Annotated in this window: 18 protein-coding genes; 13 read left to right on the top strand and 5 right to left on the bottom strand. The window is 50.7% G+C overall.

Annotation, left to right across the window (positions count from 1 at the left end; genetic code table 11):
- Positions 1 to 4: 4 nt before the first annotated feature.
- Positions 5 to 931 (top strand): carbohydrate ABC transporter permease, encoded by a 927-nt coding sequence (locus tag GCU45_RS10180; RefSeq protein ID WP_145163555.1) that lies wholly within the window; start codon positions 5 to 7, stop codon positions 929 to 931.
- Positions 932 to 1,064: 133 nt separating this feature from the next.
- Here GCU45_RS10180 and GCU45_RS10175 read toward each other — a convergent pair whose 3' ends face one another.
- Positions 1,065 to 1,985, bottom strand: a complete 921-nt coding sequence (locus GCU45_RS10175; protein WP_152398842.1) for a LysR family transcriptional regulator — start codon at positions 1,983 to 1,985, stop codon at positions 1,065 to 1,067.
- A 174-nt stretch (positions 1,986 to 2,159) separates the two neighbouring features.
- Here GCU45_RS10175 and GCU45_RS10170 point away from each other — a divergent pair, with 174 nt between their 5' ends.
- Entirely contained in the window at positions 2,160 to 2,798 is a 639-nt protein-coding gene (locus GCU45_RS10170; protein ID WP_152398841.1) for an HD domain-containing protein, read from the top strand.
- 351 nt (positions 2,799 to 3,149) lie between these two features.
- Positions 3,150 to 3,350 (top strand): hypothetical protein, encoded by a 201-nt coding sequence (locus tag GCU45_RS10165; protein ID WP_152398840.1) that lies wholly within the window; start codon positions 3,150 to 3,152, stop codon positions 3,348 to 3,350.
- A gap of 47 nt (positions 3,351 to 3,397) precedes the next feature.
- Here the strand turns inward: GCU45_RS10165 and GCU45_RS10160 are convergent, their stop codons facing one another.
- Together GCU45_RS10160 and GCU45_RS10155 are read right to left on the bottom strand one after the other, a co-directional pair.
- Entirely contained in the window at positions 3,398 to 4,534 is a 1,137-nt protein-coding gene (locus tag GCU45_RS10160; protein WP_152398839.1) for a S1C family serine protease, read from the bottom strand.
- Positions 4,535 to 4,546: 12 nt separating this feature from the next.
- The gene (locus GCU45_RS10155) at positions 4,547 to 5,725 is read right to left on the bottom strand and encodes an FxLYD domain-containing protein (RefSeq protein WP_152398838.1); all 1,179 of its coding nucleotides are present in this window, start codon (positions 5,723 to 5,725) and stop codon (positions 4,547 to 4,549) included.
- 404 nt (positions 5,726 to 6,129) lie between these two features.
- Between GCU45_RS10155 and GCU45_RS10150 the strand changes: the two genes are divergently transcribed.
- The 7 genes from GCU45_RS10150 (at position 6,130) to GCU45_RS10125 (ending at position 10,693) form a co-directional block, all read left to right on the top strand.
- Entirely contained in the window at positions 6,130 to 6,612 is a 483-nt protein-coding gene (locus tag GCU45_RS10150) for an SRPBCC family protein (protein ID WP_152398837.1), read from the top strand.
- A gap of 143 nt (positions 6,613 to 6,755) precedes the next feature.
- The gene (locus tag GCU45_RS33995) at positions 6,756 to 7,085 is read left to right on the top strand and encodes an alpha/beta fold hydrolase (RefSeq protein WP_208837114.1); all 330 of its coding nucleotides are present in this window, start codon (positions 6,756 to 6,758) and stop codon (positions 7,083 to 7,085) included.
- Positions 7,086 to 7,162: 77 nt separating this feature from the next.
- Positions 7,163 to 7,552, top strand: a complete 390-nt coding sequence (locus GCU45_RS33990; RefSeq protein ID WP_208837113.1) for an alpha/beta fold hydrolase — start codon at positions 7,163 to 7,165, stop codon at positions 7,550 to 7,552.
- A 24-nt stretch (positions 7,553 to 7,576) separates the two neighbouring features.
- Positions 7,577 to 8,032 (top strand): YdeI/OmpD-associated family protein, encoded by a 456-nt coding sequence (locus tag GCU45_RS10140; protein WP_152398836.1) that lies wholly within the window; start codon positions 7,577 to 7,579, stop codon positions 8,030 to 8,032.
- 26 nt (positions 8,033 to 8,058) lie between these two features.
- Positions 8,059 to 8,862 carry a class I SAM-dependent methyltransferase gene (locus GCU45_RS10135; protein ID WP_152398835.1) on the top strand — a complete coding sequence of 268 codons (804 nt, stop codon included), beginning with the start codon at positions 8,059 to 8,061 and terminating at the stop codon, positions 8,860 to 8,862.
- Between the two features lie 254 nt (positions 8,863 to 9,116).
- A complete protein-coding gene (locus GCU45_RS10130) occupies positions 9,117 to 9,644 on the top strand; it encodes a GNAT family N-acetyltransferase (protein WP_152398834.1) in 528 nt (175 codons plus the stop codon).
- A gap of 32 nt (positions 9,645 to 9,676) precedes the next feature.
- Positions 9,677 to 10,693, top strand: coding sequence for a phosphotransferase (locus GCU45_RS10125; RefSeq protein WP_152398833.1), 1,017 nt, complete (start codon positions 9,677 to 9,679; stop codon positions 10,691 to 10,693).
- 308 nt (positions 10,694 to 11,001) lie between these two features.
- Here GCU45_RS10125 and GCU45_RS10120 read toward each other — a convergent pair whose 3' ends face one another.
- On the bottom strand, positions 11,002 to 11,643 hold the full coding sequence (locus GCU45_RS10120; protein ID WP_152398832.1) for an NADPH-dependent F420 reductase: 642 nt from the start codon (positions 11,641 to 11,643) through the stop codon (positions 11,002 to 11,004).
- 128 nt (positions 11,644 to 11,771) lie between these two features.
- On the opposite strand from GCU45_RS10120, the gene GCU45_RS10115 reads away from it, so the two are divergent.
- Positions 11,772 to 12,113 (top strand): winged helix-turn-helix transcriptional regulator, encoded by a 342-nt coding sequence (locus tag GCU45_RS10115; protein WP_152398831.1) that lies wholly within the window; start codon positions 11,772 to 11,774, stop codon positions 12,111 to 12,113.
- 123 nt (positions 12,114 to 12,236) lie between these two features.
- Here GCU45_RS10115 and GCU45_RS10110 read toward each other — a convergent pair whose 3' ends face one another.
- The gene (locus GCU45_RS10110) at positions 12,237 to 12,986 is read right to left on the bottom strand and encodes a collagen-like protein (protein WP_152398830.1); all 750 of its coding nucleotides are present in this window, start codon (positions 12,984 to 12,986) and stop codon (positions 12,237 to 12,239) included.
- A 343-nt stretch (positions 12,987 to 13,329) separates the two neighbouring features.
- Here GCU45_RS10110 and GCU45_RS10105 point away from each other — a divergent pair, with 343 nt between their 5' ends.
- Together GCU45_RS10105 and GCU45_RS10100 are read left to right on the top strand one after the other, a co-directional pair.
- The gene (locus GCU45_RS10105; RefSeq protein ID WP_244364504.1) at positions 13,330 to 13,809 is read left to right on the top strand and encodes a DUF3995 domain-containing protein; all 480 of its coding nucleotides are present in this window, start codon (positions 13,330 to 13,332) and stop codon (positions 13,807 to 13,809) included.
- A gap of 142 nt (positions 13,810 to 13,951) precedes the next feature.
- A complete protein-coding gene (locus tag GCU45_RS10100; protein ID WP_152398829.1) occupies positions 13,952 to 14,296 on the top strand; it encodes a DUF805 domain-containing protein in 345 nt (114 codons plus the stop codon).
- Positions 14,297 to 14,343: the final 47 nt, after the last annotated feature.

Here is a 14,343-nt window from a genome sequence, read left to right as displayed (position 1 = left end):
GCTCATGGCTAAAACGGATGCACTCGATCATACCGCAAGGATTGCCCGTTCCCGTGCCGACAAAGTGTTTGACCTGTGCAACTATACGATACTGTCCGCTATTCTGCTGATTGTCCTGTACCCTTTGTATTTCATCGTCATTTCCTCGTTCAGCGAACCGACAGCCGTCAATTCCGGGAACGTCAGCCTTTGGCCCAAAGGGTTTACGCTGGAAGGCTACCGCATCATCCTGCAGAACCATGACGTATGGAGAGGTTATGCGAATACGTTCCTGTACACGGTGATGGACGTTGCTTTAAGTTTAGCGATCATGATCCCGGGCGGCTACGCCCTGTCGCGCAAGGAGCTGGACGGGCGGAATGTGTTCATGGTGCTGATCGTCTTTACGATGTTTTTTAGCGGAGGCATGATCCCGACCTATATGGTGGTCAAAAATTTGGGCATGGTCGACACGATCTGGGCGCTGTTTGTGCCCACAGCCGCATCGGCGTATTACGTCATCGTGGTGCGGACGTTTTTCCAAAATACGCTGCCGGAGGAAATGCTGGAATCGGCCAAGGTCGACGGCTGCTCGACCTTCCGCTTTTTCTTCAGCATGGTCATTCCGCTGTCGGCGCCCATCATTGCGGTCATGGCGCTGTTTACTGCGGTATCCCAGTGGAACTCCTTTTTCAGCGCGCTGATTTATCTGCACGACGCGGATCTGTATCCCCTGCAGTTAATCCTGCGCAGCATCCTGATTTCCAGCCAGATGTCGGCCCACGGAACAGATGCCGTCGTTGACCCGGAAACGATCGTGGAAGCCCAGCGGTACGCGGAACTCATCAAGTATGCTCTCATCATGGTCGCCAGTGTTCCGGTACTGGCACTCTATCCCTTCCTGCAGCGTTTCTTTGTGAAAGGGATGATGATCGGTTCAGTCAAAGGGTAAACATAACAACGAACTGCCGCGAAGTTGAAGTGCATCTCCAACGGTTAGCCGATGTCGAACCATTGGGGGTACCGTTCAAATGCGGCAGTTTTCGTGTTGGACGGGAAAAGATTAACGCGATCACGAGCGGGCTCTAGCTCTCCAACACCGCATGGGGGACCAGATTGCCTAACTTGTTATTTTCCACAAATTGCTGAAGAAGGGAAATAAACGCCCGGGCTGCGTGGCTTAAAAATTTATCCTTATTCATAATGATGACGATCTGCCGGTATAAGGCGGGATTGACGATAGGGATTGCGGATATCGCACCGTCACGGTTCAGATCGATCAGCGATTTGGATAAGATGCTGACGCCGGCACCCGATTTAACCAAATTGAAGATGGTACTGATGGAATTGGTTTCGACGAAGGGGGTCATCTGTTTGCCGGTCATGCGGCAGGTCGCGTCCACTAGCTGGCGGCATTTGTGGTTCTCGGGAAGCAGGATCAACGGCAGCCGGTCCACTTCGGTAAAGCTAATCTCTTTTCGCTGGGCAAGCTCATGGCTGGAGGAGACGGTTAAATAAAACTGTTCGAAGTATAAAGGGATTTTGTCCAGCCGGTCATCGTCGACGGGCAGAATGGTCACAGCCGCATCGAGTTCATTATTCAGTACCTTTTCCGTAACGTTTCCGGATTCAACGATTTTGACCGTAACGTTCGGATATTCCTGGTTGAAATCGACCAGAAGCGAGGACACCAAATGATTTAACTCCCCGGGGGGAGAGCCGATGGCGAGCGTTCCACGATCTCCGCTTTGCAGCTCGTTCATTTGGTCCTTTGCGCTTTGGAGTGCGTTGAAAATGACAGCTGTATGCGACTTCAGGATCTTCCCCGCCTCGGTCAACGCGATTTTCTTCCCGATTCGGTCAAAAAGAGGGGTGCCGATTTCGTCTTCAAGCGACTTGATCTGATGGCTCAGCGTAGGCTGGGTCACATTTAATTTATCTGCGGCCCGCGTGAAGTGAAGCTCCTCGCAAATCGCTTGGAAATATTCCAATTGCCGTATCTCCATGATTCGTTTCCTCCCGATGTGTAGGATGGCATGATGAGCATATGAATGCTATGAGCGTCCAAATGATGTGGTTTATCTATTATTATCATAGAAATCATAACATTGATCTATCGTATACTGAATTTTACAATGAGGGCATCAACAACACAATCCTTTTTTGCGAGGTGTATGACAATGTCCTTATCCATCGGTCATGTAAAAATCCCGGACAGCGCATTAGCCAGACAGGCTGCGGAGCTGCTTCGGGATCATGGGGATGATTTGCTGTGGAACCATTCTCATCGGGTGTATCTGTTTGGTGCCGTACAGGGGGAGCAGGCGGGAATAATGTATGATGCCGAGCTGCTGTATATTAGTGCTTTGTTCCATGATTTAGGATTAACCAAGCATTACAGCAGTTCTGACAAGCGGTTTGAGGTTGACGGGGCCAATGCGGCAAGAAGGTTTTTGGAATCGCATCAGGTTCCGGAGGAGTCGATCCGGCGCGTCTGGGATGCCGTCGCCCTGCATACGACGATCGGCATTGCGCAGTATAAGGAGCCGGAAGTTGCGCTGATTTATTCGGGTGTCGGTTATGATGTCATGGGAGAAAATTTTGATGCGATTACGCCGGAGATTCGTGAACAAATCGTAACGGCGTTCCCCCGGAATCAGTTTAAGAGCAAGATCTTAAACGCCTTTTTGGAAGGCTTCAAGCATAAGCCGGAAACGACATTCGGTAACATCAAATCGGATGTATGCGAGCGGCTGCTGCCAGGATACAAAAGCCCAAACTTCTGTGATTTGGTTCTTCACTCGCATTGGGACGAGTAAGTGGATACACTTGCCTTTCCGAAAATAAACCGATGCCACGCGGCATCGGTTTTTCATGCATTAGCCTTTTTCAGTTTAATTGAAGGTTTACGCCAACTACCCCGATTTTACCGCGTTCTATTTATATATACTTCATTAGAATGGCGGGGAGGGATTCCAATCAAGAAGGTGCTCATTGGCTTATGGGTCATTACTCTTGTAATGTTATCCGGATGTCTAAGTCATCCTTCCGTGATTCAATTTACTGGCGAAAGTAAAATCTGGTCTGCTGACTATACGATTACCAAACTGAATCGAGAAGATCATATCAGCCGGCTCCAAATACGGTACAAAGGGAAAGACCCAGCAAACGTGGGGAGAATCAAATATAAATTCACCGGCACAACGATGAGTGGAAGCGGGGAACAAAAATTGTCAGGGAACAGAGACATCGTTACCGGATCCGGAGGCAACGGCGCTATTCCGCCGGAGGACTCAACCATTCAGGTAACCGTCGAGTGGAAGGGCCACAAGGAAGAGATGGAGCTTTCGACCGGCGCTTCCCGTAAATAATAAGCCCCCATCCACAAGGGACAGGGGCTATGCCAGGGCGGGGAGGCCTAAATCTTCTTCCCTTTGCCGTGCAATATTTTCAATTCTCCGTTCTCATACCCGACCGAATAGCTCATCCGGTAACCTTGATAGACGGTGCCGCTCTTGCGCCGCTCCTCGGCCGTAATATCAACGCTGACCAATGCGCCGTCGTCCTGCTCTTCAAGCGTAAGGGGGCCAAGCGTTATATCACCGGTATTCAGATATCCCGCCCGGAAATCCTCGTAACTGATCCCGCTCTGCCATTCGCTGCCGAGCAGGGAATACGCCGTGACGTAATCGCCGGTATTCAGGCTTTGATAGAAGTAAGCGACAATGTCCCGCTCGTCCGCGACCGTTCCGTCGCTGTCCGTACCGTACTCATCTCCGCCGTCCCCAGCCGGAAGCTCGGTCATCGGGGTCTTGGACCATTCCCTGGCCTGCTGAAGAATGCTGGAGATCGGAATGCTGAACCCGATTCCCGGTCCCTCGGACACAGCCGCCGAGTTGATACCCAGCACTTCACCCGTTTCTGCATTGACCAGGGGTCCGCCGCTGTTGCCGTGGGTAATCGGTGCAGAGATTTGGTACAGATTGCTGTAGGTATACGGATCAATGTCGAAGCTGCGGCCGAGTCCGCTGATAATCCCCGTCGTTACCGTGTTTTCCAGACCCAAAGGGCTGCCGAGAGCAAGGATTTCGTCCCCGACCTCCGCCTTATAGCCTTCGGCTACGGGAAGCGGGGCGAGTTTCTTAAGCTCAGGCACGCGAACGACCGCAACATCCGTATCGGTTCCGATCCCGATGACGGTTCCTTTATATTCTTCGTGATTCAGCGTCCGCACCGTTACCTGCTGTGACCCGGTTACGACATGGGCGTTGGTTAACAGGTCCCCTTGATCGTTATACAGAAATCCGGAGCCGAGTCCGTCTCCGCTTTCGATCGTGACGACCCGTTTCTGGCTGTCCTCGATAATCTCCTTGCGCGTCTTTTTTTCTTTCGTCACCGTCGCTGCATTGGCTGCATTGGCTGCCTTTTGCACCGCGAGCAGCGGCGCACCGCCAAGCTCGTTCTCGGCCGTCCTGTGAATGAAATACGTCCCGCCGCCTCCCAAGCCGAGGATGATCAGGGAGGCCAGTGCGCTGATCCAAATGCCTTTACTCATATTCCGTGCCCTCTATTCCAAATACCAGGATGCGTTATCAACCGTGACTTCCGCTTGTTCGTAGACCCCATAGTAAGATGTCGAGAAGCTCCCGGATTCCCCCGGTTCCAGTCTGAACGGGGAAACGTTGGCATAAGCATCGCCTATGTAGGCACCGGAGGAGCTGCTGTAAATGGTGAGGTAAACGCTGACCGAATAGATCGGGCGGGTCGCGGTGTTCGTGACCGTCCCGGAAATGGTCAGATCGCCGTAATCGTCCAGCACTGCTGTAACGCCGGATACATCAACGGCCGCGGTCCGGTTGTTCAATTCTTCTTCGGCGGCCTTCTGCTGGGCCAGCTGAATACGCTTCGCTTCAGCCTCCTCAAACTCCCGCTTCGCTTCCGAAATCTGCTTCCGGTACGATGTCAGCTTCGGATTGTCCGCAGCGTAGGACAACCCGTTGTCCACCGCTTCCAGCGCTCCGGCAAAATCCTTTTTCCGCAGCTTCTCTTCGGCTGACGAATAACTGATTCCGGCGATTTTGTTAATAATCTGCGCTTTGACGGCCGCCGCTTCCTGGCCGTTGAGGCCGCGGACCGTATCGAGCTTGTCGGCCAGCGCATCGACTGTGGTCAGCTTGTCCAGCTGGCCTTTGATGCGAAGCACCGTCAGCATGACCTGGTCCGCCGCCAGCGATTTCTGAAGCGGCGCGAACAGCGGCTCCTGCCGCTTGCCGATCATATCCGCAATTTGCTTCAGCGCTTTTTCCCCTTCATCCAGCTTTTTGGCCTTAAGCTGTGCCGAAGCGCCCTCGAGTTGATTCTTGAGCTGGGCGGCCTTGGCCGCAAGCTCCCGGTCCCGGGTCAGTGCGGCGAAGCGCGGCCGTTGTTCTTCGGCCCGTTCCAGCAGCTGGACCGCCTCCGAATACCTTCCGGCCAACGCCTCTTTCTTGGCTTGCTGCTGAAGCGCCATCACTTCATGGTTTACGGACTGCTCATACTTGTAATAGAGCGTAAGACCCAGGGCAATCACTCCGGCAAGCAGAAAAGGGATAATCCACTGGAATACCCGGCCGCTTCCCCTCTTGGTGACGGCCGCCTGTGCCGGGCGCTGATCATCTCCCGGCTTGCCTGCCGCAGCTTGAGGCAGCCGGATGGCCTCGGTGCCCGCGGCTACCTCAAGAACGGCCTGCCGTACTTCTTCCGTCAATAATCTTGCTCCGCACTTTCCGCATATTTTCTGTTCCGGAGCACACTTTGCTCCGCACTGATGACAATACACCCTGCTCCCCCCAGCGTTCTTGTATCGATCCGGCTGCGGTAATTGAAAGCCGGTTCCATCAAAATATCTAGGTCTTCAGCGAACCTTCTGGTTCCATAGACCTAAATTGCTAGTTTTTACTATACCATAATATGGATAGATGCGAGAAGAGGATTTTAATAGCTTGGAGTCAGCCCATCTTTTAACGGCTCCCGGGTGTCCGATTGCTTTTTTAGCTGGACGGGATAAAAGCAATTCGCAAGAAATAACAACCTGATAAGTGTGCTACGATGACGTTAGTAAAACATGTGGGCTGATGGATCCATTTTTGTGAAATTGGAGGTTGGATACCCATGACCAATCATTCGGGTAACAAGAGAATCGACACTGCCTCGAGGACGATCAAAGCATCGCCGCAAACGATTTATCATGCGTTCGTGGACCCTGAGGCTTTAGTAATGTGGCTTCCTCCGGAGGGGATGAAAGGCCGGATTTTCGAGTTCAACCCCGTGGCGGACGGAACTTACCGGATGTCGCTGACTTATTTAGAGAACGACCGTACAATGCAAGGGAAGACCTCTGACGATACAGACGTCGTCCAAGGAACGTTCCTGGAGCTCGTCCCGGACGAGCGTATTGTACAGGCTGTTGTATTCGAGTCAGATGATCCTGATTTTGCCGGAGAGATGATCATGACTTGGACATTGGCAGCCAACCCGAAAGGCACGTTGGTTACGATCGTATGCGAGAACGTGCCGGCAGGGATCCGGAAAGAAGATCACGACATCGGTTTAAGGTCCACTTTGGAGAACCTGGCATTATATACGGAACAATAGTTCGTTTCGTTGAACGAGTCAAAATCGGTTTGGTAAAAATTTATAGAAAAAAATCCATAAAAGATCGTGTATTTGTCGATTATGGTGAGCCGCGTTCGTTGTATTGGTAGAGGACAAAAAACGAAGCAAGGAGGCTTTGCCTTATGAGAACGGTCACTTCGAAAGACGGCACGAGCATTGCTTACGACAAGGTTGGAAGCGGCCCGCCGCTCCTGCTGGTCGATGGTGCGCTGTGCAGCCGGGGGAATGGCCCGAGCAGTGCCTTGGCAGCTGCATTGCAGCAGGATTTTACCGTGTATACCTATGACCGTAGAGGGCGTGGCGAAAGTGGAGATCATGCTATTTATGGAGTGGATCGCGAGATTGAGGACCTTTCTGCTGTGATTGAAGAAGCAGGAGAGGATGTATTTGTATACGGCGTATCCTCGGGGGCAGCGCTTCCCTTGAAGCGGCAAATCAGCTTTCGTCGATAAAAAAACTGGCGTTATACGAAGCGCCTTTTGTTTCAGACGGTAGCCGTGAAGCTGTGCCGGATGAGTACGCTGCACAAATGGATGAGCTGATTAGAGCCAATCGCCGGGGTGCAGCAGTCAAGCTGTTTATGAGAAAAGGAGTCGGACTGCCGGCCCCGGTCGTGGCCATGATGCCGATGATGCCTGCCTGGTCCAAGCTTAAGTCGGTCGCCCATACGCTTCCTTATGACACCATACTGACGATCGGGCAGCAGAAAGGGAGTAAGGAGACGTTGAAAAAATGGTCGAGCGTCTCTGTCCCCACGCTTGTTGCCGTTGGCGGCAAGAGCCCGGAATGGATGCGAAATTCCATGAAGGAGCTTGCACAGGTTTTGCCGAATGCAACCCATCAAGTGCTTCCCGGTCAAACGCATATCGTGAAACCGGCCGCATTGGTCCCTGTATTGGTCGAATACTTGAAGGGATAAAAAATATATTGAGGAGGTTGCGATATGGTAACATTTACTGCCGACCTGCAGCTGCACGGAAAGACCGCAACAGGCATTGAGGTGCCGGAGGAAGTAGTCAGAAGCTTAGGCTCTGGAAAAAAGCCTGCGGTTCGTGTTACGATCCGGGGGTACGCGTACCGGACTACGATTGGAGTCATGGGCGGACGATTTTTGATTCCGGTCAGCACGGAGCATCGGAAGAAAGCGAAGGTTGCCGCCGGCGACAAACTGGAGGTTCAGTTGGAGCTGGATACGGAACAGCGTGAACTACCCGTGCCGGACGATTTCTTGTCAGCATTGTCGCATAACGGGGTGGCGAAGTCTGCTTTTGAGAGCATGTCTTATAGTAATCGACGGCGCCTTGTTCTGGGCATTGAGGATGCCAAGACACCGGAAACCAGACAGCGGCGAATAGAGAAAGCTTTGAACGAGTTAAATAATTCCCAAAGTAAAAAGTGACATAAGCAGCGGTTAAGGAGGAAATCATGCACTCTCGACACGATTATAAAGAATTGCGTCAAACCTTTGAGCAGGCGGCCGATCTGTACCAGCAGGCACGGCCGGAGTATCCGGAAGCTTTGCTGGACGATCTGGTTCAGGCGGCTAATTTGCATCCGGGGGATCGTCTGCTGGAAATCGGTTGTGCGACAGGGAAGGCGACCCTACCGTTAGCCAAACGTGGATTCAACATGACATGCGTGGAGCTTGGAGCGGATCTTGCGGAAGCAGCCCGCCGCAACCTCACCGGAATGGATGCCGAAATTATAACGGGGGGCTTCGAAGAGTGGCAGCCCGAGGCCGAGAAAAGGTTCGATTTGGTATTTGCCGCCACTGCGTGGAACTGGATTGATCCGAAGGTACGGTATTCCAAGGCATGGCAGGTCCTTCGTCCCGGCGGACATTTGGCTTTTTGGAACGCCACTCACGTTTTTCCGGACGACGGGGATCCGTTCTTCCGTGAAATCCAAGACGTGTACGATGAATTGGGCGAGGGCAAACCGAAAGACACCGACTGGCCAAGGCCGGGGGAACTGCAGGAGCAGCGGGAAGAGATCGGGCAAAGCGGCCTGTTTGAGGTCGTTCATGTTCGGCATTTCGACTGGGAACGCCTCTATCATGCGGAAGAATACATTAACCTTCTAAAAACGTTCTCCGACCACATTCTTATGGAGGAATGGAAGCGTGAGAAGCTCTTCAGCGAAATCCGGGTTCGCCTGAACAGCCGTCCGGACTCGTCGGTCCGCCGCCATTGGGGCGCTGTTCTTCATGTCGCACGGCGTTTAGACTGAACGGGAAGATAAATCTAACAAGCGGAATCATTGAAATGACAAAGCTCCGATCGGATACTGGGCTCAACAGGCCAATCGGAGCTTATTGTTTTTTTATTATGACTTTTCCGGGTCACAGGCTGTTTGATTTAATCCGGATTCGCAAGGATCAGGTTTGAACTCCTCGAAAGCAGGACAGTTTGGTTATAGCCATTCCATACCTGAAGCGTATGGTAAAATTATCAAGTATGAATGCGAGCCAACGGAGGGAGCCCATGTGGAATTACAGGAAATTAAGTTTTGAGGACGCTGAACTCATTAACGGTATGAACCCATCTCAATATATTAAAAATGCATGGCGGGAAGTCGCCGGAAAACGGCAATTGGTCGAGATCAACTACCATGACAAGGATTGGCCGAACGGCTATGACTATCACTTGAGCCATTTAAGGGACACCATACGGTCTGGTGGTGAAGCTGTAGGAGCCTTTGATGGGGACAACAATCTCATAGGTTTTGCTGCGGTCAATCGGGAAGCCTTTGGTGACAAGTACCGGTATGTATTATTGGATCAATTATTCATTACGCTGGAGCATAGAGGTAAGGGGATCGGTAAAAAACTGTTCGCGATCGCGGCTCATCAGGCGAGGGAGTGGGGAGCTGAGAAATTGTATATCTGCGCAGGTTCAGCCGAAGAAACGATTGCCTTTTATGGTGCAATGGGATGCCGGGAAGCGGCGGAGGTTAGCCGGAAGTTGCTGGAGAACGATCCAAGGGATGTACAGTTGGAGTTCGTTTTATAGTTTCCGAATACCCCATAAGGAGCTGTGCAAGCATGCATGAGAAATCGAGTATCTCCGAATTTCATAAATTGTGCCGTGCGCTGAAGTTAGGCGAGTTGCAATCGGCCCCTGTACCGGTTACCGGTGGGCTGCTTCACAAAATGTACGCGGTGGAAACTGCGACAGGCAAATATGCCGTGAAGGCATTAAATCCGCAGATTATGACCAGACCAACTGCAGTGAACAACTACATTATGTCTGAGCGGATTGCGAATTACGCGGCAAAATTCATTCCTGCGCTTCCCGCAAAGAAGTTTGACGGGGAGTCGCTGCAGCGATTAGAGGACAGGTATTATCTTGTTTTTGATTGGACCAGTGAGAACAGCCTGAAGCATGGTGAAATAGACACGACTCATTGCGAAAAAATGGGTGACATTCTAGCAAAGCTGCATTGGATCGACTTTTCAGTTTTAGGAATCGAAACTCCACTATTCTCGAATTCGACTTTAACGGATTGGAGCTTCTATTTGGAGAAAGCACAAGAAAACCATGCCGCGTGGACCGGTCAGCTGCTCGAAAACATGGAACATTTACATCGATGGAATGCAGCCGCCATCGAATCGGTGAACGGGCTTTCTTCAGAATGGGTGATTACGCATGGAGACTTGGACCCGAAAAACGTACTGTGGTCAGGTCATGAACCCATACTGATTGACTGGGAATCCGCCGGTTATAAAAATTCGTCGCTGGACTTACTGGAAACCGCGGTTTATTGGTCCGAAAGTGAGACGGGCGAGATACAGAAGGAGAAATTTTTAGCCTTTATACAAGGATATAAAACAGCTCAGGGGCGCATTTCATCCGATTGGAGGCTGATTCTGGCTGGTGGGTTATTGTCCAAACTGGAATGGCTGGAATATAGTCTAAAACGGTCTTTGTGGATCGAATGTACGGATGAAGAAGAACAGAAGACCGGAACAGAGCAGGTCTCCATAACCTTGGGTGCTATTAAGCATTATGCAGAATCCATCCCCAAGATGGAAGAATGGCTTGAATTGCAGAAGCTATAGAGAAGCACAGGATATGTTGATGCTGACTGGACAGCGGCTCGAGTTCGTTCCAAGGGGCGTGCTGTCCAGTATTGGAGTCAAGTGATAAACGACATATCCTGTTGTTTTACCTGGATGCTCCGAACTTTCCACCATGTTTCCGATGACGATCAGCAAAAGCGACAGCCCGCCAGATGCCCAAAGGACAGTAGGGCGCCACAATAAATAATAAACTTAGGGCTGCGGCCGCTAAATACTGTTGTCAATGATGATAAGCGGCGTTACATTGGGAATCCCAAGAAACTGCATAATCAAAAGAATGAAAAGATTTATCCGCGCGTTAACAAGGCAAATGCCGCACTCGCTGATGGCAGCTGCATTTCGCTGATGACGCAGGCAAGCATGATGGATTCCTGAAGGCGGCTTCTGCTGATATCCCCCAGATCAATAACCGTTGACCAGCCGAGGTCTTTCAACAGAGTCCTGACTTGCTCCTTGGACTCCAAGTTGTTGCCGGACATAAACATGACCGGGGAGCCTTCGTTAAAATGCGGGTGAACCATGATTTGATCGCTGACGATATTGAGCGTTTTAACGACAGAACTGTCAGGCAGCAGCTGTTGGACGATTTCCCCTGCAGATGTTTCGTTATGGAGCAAACGCGGTCCGCTGTCAAAGTATACGGCATTACTGACGTCGATGACGGTTTTATTTTTTAAACAGGCAGGGTCGATAGATTCCAGCACGTCTTTCAAACCATTCCAGGGAAGCGCCAGAATCATCGTCTCTCCAAACCAGGCGGCTTCGTCAAAAGTGACCATTCCGACCGAACTACCGGTCTCTTTTTTCCAAGATGCGTGTTTCGGATGATCGGGTTCCCGGCTGCTCACGACAACGCGATGGCCCGACACCGCTAAACCTTTAGCTAACGCTTTACCTACATTTCCGGATCCCAAAATTCCGATTTTCATGTTCGATTCCCCCCTCACGAGCCATTATAGGACTGGGTCCATGCCGGGAACAATAAGGCACTTTTTTGTATCCCGACATGCGCTGCAGCATGGTGTATAATGTTGAAAAAAAAGCGGGAGGGGATCCAATGCCTGTGCAGTTGAACGAGTGTCAGGTCGAAGTAGTCATATCCAGCTTAAGCGGGAGATGGAAGATACCGATATACCGGTATTTGTACAAAAACGACCAGCCCGTGCGTTACAACGCATTGCAGCGCCATTTACCGTCCATCTCCAAGAAGGTACTGACAGAACAGCTCCGCGAGCTGGAGCGTGACGGTATCATTGAACGGAAATCGTACCCGGAGCCCCGGCCCAGAGTGGAATATGCGCTGACTTCGGCGGGACGGTCTATGATTGAATTTCTGGATCAGATCGGCGAGTGGGGCGTGAAGCACATTCTATCAAAACAAGAAACTCAGCAAAGCTGATTTGGATCTTGATTGAAAACCGATGATCAAATATGCAACAAACGCCAAGAAATCGCTGTGCTAGTAGCAGAGCGATTTCTTGCGCATATATTACTAATAATCTTGGAGCTGCCAATAGGTTGTTTAGGCGGACGCCAATTTTTCAATGACAATCGAAGCGCTAGTTGTAGGCGTTCCCCCGCCTATGCTGGCCTGCAGTGTTTGAGTTCCCGTATTATCGATCCGGTTCAAAGTCAGGACGCCTCCCGCCGTTAATCGTGCTACGACTTGACCTTGATAAGGGTTATTGCCCGCACCGGAGCCATAGTTACTGCAAGGAACCAGCGTGGCAGGCAGCGGTCCGGCGGCATCCGGATCGAAGAACAGGCCGAAAGCGCTGTTTCCGGCAGTCGGGAATACTTCCCAGCTGATGTTATAGAAACCGGTTTCCAGGATATTGACGGTGGAAGGGCTGGTGAAGGAAGTGGCCGTTCCGTTAATGACGGAGTTATTAAAAGTGACGGCGCCACCTTGGCCTCCGGGAGTGGGCGCTGCGGCAACGGTTTGATCGACTGTGCTGCACAAGAACGCAAACGAAGCGATACCTCCGGCAGGACCGGCAGGACCTTGCGGACCGGCAGGGCCTTGTGCTCCGGCAGGACCTTGAGGACCGGTAGCACCCTGTAGTCCCGGAATGCCTTGTGCTCCAGGAAGACCTTGTGCTCCTGCAGGACCTTGTGCTCCTGCAGGACCTTGAGGACCAGCCGGAGCATTTACTTTAATTTTCGGGGGAGGACAGTTTACCTTTACGATCTTTTTAATGACGCGGCGTTTCTTATTTCTATGGTGGTGAAAAACAATTTTACCTCTGCAATGCTTTCTTGGACAATGCAATGATATACACCTCCTGTCGATTTGTCTACAGAGTATGGGTTTGCTTCACATTTGGCATGGACTGATAACTATCATTTGCTAGACTAACGGCTATATTTTGAGAAAACGGGCATATGCGGGGTATTTCTTGGGACAAGCGGTTTGTCTGCCAATCCATAGGAATAAATTGATAGATTGGTTTACATATTCGATATTTTCAGAAGGCGATGCTATTTTGACGCATTATTAAAAAATGGAGAGAGATAGACAATTGAGAGCACAAATGGGCGAAATGGATACTGCATAGCTCAAAAAGTGCCCGGACTTAGGCAGAAGTGCGATGACTATTAAGGGAAGGCAAAGGATGGGAATGATCCAACATAAAGAAGTGTATATCTTTACGGGGTTTATCTGGTGCGTTCTGTTTGCGATCATTAGCTTTTACTGGGCAGGCGGAGGCATGATTGGCGTAAATACATTAGGAGGGTTCATCTATAATCAAGCCATAGAAAGGGAAGCATCGTTCATAGCCATGGTCTGGCTTACTGGATTCGTGAAATTGTGCGGGGGCTTATTTTTGCTGCTGCTTCTAAGGCCATGGTCCAGCATGACGAACCGGGTTTTATATATTCTAGGGCTACTAGCGGGGATTTTGCTATTCTTATACGGCCTAGCCAACGTGATTTCTCTTATTTTTGCCTGCATAGGGCTGCTGTCCCTGCAGATTGACGATTTTGCGCTCAGGTGGAGGCTCTTTTTTTGGGAGCCATTTTGGATGCTGGGAGGAGCGTTATTTATCCTTGCTGCACTCAAGTTTAAAAGGGAAGCCAAATCAAAATCATGATCCTTTTGTAAAGCAGCCGACTTCTCAGCAGTCGGCCGCTTTTTTTCATTTCTGAAATTTCATGGAAAAATTTGATGGTATCTGCTGGTTTGATTTCATGCTAAACTCAATCGGATTCAATATACGATAGGGGAAGTTTAGGATGGAATGGTATTTAAAAGCATTGAAAAATTACGCGGGATTTCAGGGAAGGGCGTCCAAAAAAGAATATTGGATGTTTATGCTGTATGAAGGAGTAATCTACCTCGTGTTTTCCGTCGTCGAGGAAATCGTGGGGCTGTCTTACATATTATCCGCGATCTATTTTGCTGCTACCTTCTTGCCGTCTTTGGCGGTTGCATGCCGCAGACTCCACGATACGGGAAGAAGCGGTTGGTGGAACTTGATCGCCCTGATACCGATCGTGGGCATCATTATTTTTGTTGTGCAAGCCTGTCAGGCAAGTCAGGAGACGGATAACCAATATGGCCCCCAGCCTGTGAAGTAATGTTTGGGAAGGCGGGCGAGACATAAGGATAACATCACAAGAGGAAG

Origin of the sequence: Paenibacillus cellulositrophicus (assembly GCF_009363095.1) — a bacterium.
Taxonomy (GTDB): Bacteria; Bacillota; Bacilli; order Paenibacillales; family Paenibacillaceae; genus Paenibacillus_AQ; species Paenibacillus_AQ favisporus.
This window is presented reverse-complemented; position numbering and strand designations above follow the sequence as displayed.

Coding starts and splice junctions, on each gene's coding strand:
- GCU45_RS10180 (WP_145163555.1), top strand. CDS start 5: ATGGCTAAAACGGATGCACTCGATCATACCGCAAGGATTGCCCGTTCC.
- GCU45_RS10175 (WP_152398842.1), bottom strand. CDS start 1,985: ATGGAGATACGGCAATTGGAATATTTCCAAGCGATTTGCGAGGAGCTT.
- GCU45_RS10170 (WP_152398841.1), top strand. CDS start 2,160: ATGTCCTTATCCATCGGTCATGTAAAAATCCCGGACAGCGCATTAGCC.
- GCU45_RS10160 (WP_152398839.1), bottom strand. CDS start 4,534: ATGAGTAAAGGCATTTGGATCAGCGCACTGGCCTCCCTGATCATCCTC.
- GCU45_RS10150 (WP_152398837.1), top strand. CDS start 6,130: ATGACCAATCATTCGGGTAACAAGAGAATCGACACTGCCTCGAGGACG.
- GCU45_RS33995 (WP_208837114.1), top strand. CDS start 6,756: ATGAGAACGGTCACTTCGAAAGACGGCACGAGCATTGCTTACGACAAG.
- GCU45_RS33990 (WP_208837113.1), top strand. CDS start 7,163: ATGGATGAGCTGATTAGAGCCAATCGCCGGGGTGCAGCAGTCAAGCTG.
- GCU45_RS10140 (WP_152398836.1), top strand. CDS start 7,577: ATGGTAACATTTACTGCCGACCTGCAGCTGCACGGAAAGACCGCAACA.
- GCU45_RS10135 (WP_152398835.1), top strand. CDS start 8,059: ATGCACTCTCGACACGATTATAAAGAATTGCGTCAAACCTTTGAGCAG.
- GCU45_RS10130 (WP_152398834.1), top strand. CDS start 9,117: ATGTGGAATTACAGGAAATTAAGTTTTGAGGACGCTGAACTCATTAAC.
- GCU45_RS10125 (WP_152398833.1), top strand. CDS start 9,677: ATGCATGAGAAATCGAGTATCTCCGAATTTCATAAATTGTGCCGTGCG.
- GCU45_RS10120 (WP_152398832.1), bottom strand. CDS start 11,643: ATGAAAATCGGAATTTTGGGATCCGGAAATGTAGGTAAAGCGTTAGCT.
- GCU45_RS10115 (WP_152398831.1), top strand. CDS start 11,772: ATGCCTGTGCAGTTGAACGAGTGTCAGGTCGAAGTAGTCATATCCAGC.
- GCU45_RS10105 (WP_244364504.1), top strand. CDS start 13,330: ATGGGAATGATCCAACATAAAGAAGTGTATATCTTTACGGGGTTTATC.
- GCU45_RS10100 (WP_152398829.1), top strand. CDS start 13,952: ATGGAATGGTATTTAAAAGCATTGAAAAATTACGCGGGATTTCAGGGA.